The organism is Streptomyces sp. ATLC9 (assembly GCF_057196705.1).
Genome location: NZ_JBXUOY010000487.1, coordinates 1 through 1660, shown reverse-complemented (window position 1 = coordinate 1660; position 1660 = coordinate 1). Strand labels below are relative to the sequence as shown.

General features: G+C 75.2%; 4 protein-coding genes. All 4 read right to left on the bottom strand.

Going from position 1 to position 1660, the window contains the following annotated elements; genetic code table 11:
* Positions 1-17: 17 nt before the first annotated feature.
* Positions 18-170 (bottom strand): tryptophan biosynthesis modulator TrpM, encoded by a 153-nt coding sequence (gene trpM, locus AC2CJA_RS26540; RefSeq protein ID WP_241716187.1) that lies wholly within the window; start codon positions 168-170, stop codon positions 18-20.
* Positions 171-188: 18 nt separating this feature from the next.
* On the bottom strand, positions 189-995 hold the full coding sequence (trpC, locus tag AC2CJA_RS26535; protein WP_484605194.1) for an indole-3-glycerol phosphate synthase TrpC: 807 nt from the start codon (positions 993-995) through the stop codon (positions 189-191).
* Between the two features lie 238 nt (positions 996-1233).
* On the bottom strand, positions 1234-1476 hold the full coding sequence (locus AC2CJA_RS26530; RefSeq protein ID WP_484605193.1) for an HGxxPAAW family protein: 243 nt from the start codon (positions 1474-1476) through the stop codon (positions 1234-1236).
* 48 nt (positions 1477-1524) lie between these two features.
* Positions 1525-1660 (bottom strand): Trp biosynthesis-associated membrane protein (locus tag AC2CJA_RS26525; RefSeq protein ID WP_484605195.1); only part of this gene is annotated, 136 nt, incomplete at its 5' end.

Sequence of the window (1660 nt, the reverse complement as noted above, 5' to 3'; positions counted from 1 at the left end):
CGGCGGTGGGGCGCCGCTCAGCCCCCGGCACGCTCAGGCCATCGTCTGCCGTTGACCTGCCCCGGCTCGCAGCCGATGTGGTAGCGCACACGCCGCCCCAGGACCCGGCGGGCGGGCGCGCGGCAGCCGCGGGGGCGGCAGCCGGGGGCGAGGCGGGCGGACAGGGCCATCGCGGTCGTTCCCCCGCCTCAGTTCCCGTGCCGCAGGGCGGGGTGGGCTCCGGCGGCGACCAGGTCGGCGACGGCCGCCCTCGGGTCCTTGCCGGTGACCAGGGACTCGCCGACGAGCACCGCGTCGGCGCCCTCGTTGGCGTAGGCGATCAGGTCGTGCGGGCCGCGCACGCCCGACTCGGCGATCCTCACGACGCTCTCGGGGATCTCGGGGGCGAGGCGGGCGAAGGTGCCGCGGTCGACCTCCAGGGTCTTGAGGTTGCGCGCGTTCACACCGATGATCTTGGCCCCGGCGTCCACCGCCCGCTCGACCTCCTCCTCGTCGTGCACCTCGACCAGCGGGGTCAGCCCGATGGACTCGGCCCGCTCCACCAGCGACACCAGCGCGTCCTGGTCGAGGGCGGCGACGATCAGCAGGGCGAGGTCGGCGCCGTGGGCCCGGGCCTCCCACAGCTGGTAGGAGGTGACGATGAAGTCCTTGCGCAGCACGGGGACGCCCACCCGCCCGCGCACCGCCTCCAGATCGGCCAGCGAGCCTCCGAAGCGCCGCTGCTCGGTCAGCACCGAGATGACCGCGGCACCGCCCGCCTCGTAGTCGGCGGCGAGGCCGGCCGGGTCGGCGATGGCGGCCAGCGCCCCCTTGGAGGGGCTGGAGCGCTTGACCTCGCAGATGACCTTGACGCCCTCGCCCTTGAGGGCCGCGACGCCGTCGAGCGGGCGCGGGGCACGGGCCGCGCGCTCCTTGAGCTCGTCGAGGCCCACACGCGCCTGCCGCTCGGCGAGGTCGGCGCGGACCCCGTCGATGATCTCGTCGAGCACACTCACGCGAGCGGCCCCCTTCCTGGCTGGCTCGGACCCCTGCGGCGGGCGCGGGGCTTGTCCGGGTACGCGGTCACGCACTGCGATGGTATCCGGCCCGGGACACGGAACCCGCATCCGGCCGGCCCGGTCCCATATACCGGGCGGTATCGCCGCGCCCCCTTACCGGAGCGGCCGGGTGCGGAAGAAGCGCGGTGCCGCCTCGCCGGCACCGCGCCGGGGTGAGCCGCCCGGGGCGGCCCCGTCAGGCTCCCGCCCGCTCACTGGACTGGTCCAGACGGCGGCCGTGCGACTCCTCCGGCTGGCCCATGCCCATCGAGCGCATGACCAGGCCGGCGACGCCGCCGAGGAGGGTGATGGCCACACCGACCCAGAACCCCACCGGTTCGGCCATCACGATGAAGGCCGAGGCGACGCAGAAGCCGATGAACGCGATGGTGGCGCCGGTCCAGGCGGCAGGGGTGTGTCCGTGGTTGTTGCCCGCCATTGAGTGCTCCTCGTAGGTCCGATCTGGGCTCGCTCACCAGCCATTGTGTCAGGACCGGTTTGCGCCGCTCCCGGTGGTGGGGTCCTCTCCGCGGTCCAGGGCCTTCCACAGTTCCTCGGGACGGTCCGGGTGGGCTGCGGCGGGCCGCCGCGCGGCCGCCGCGGCGCCGCCCGCGCGCTCGTGG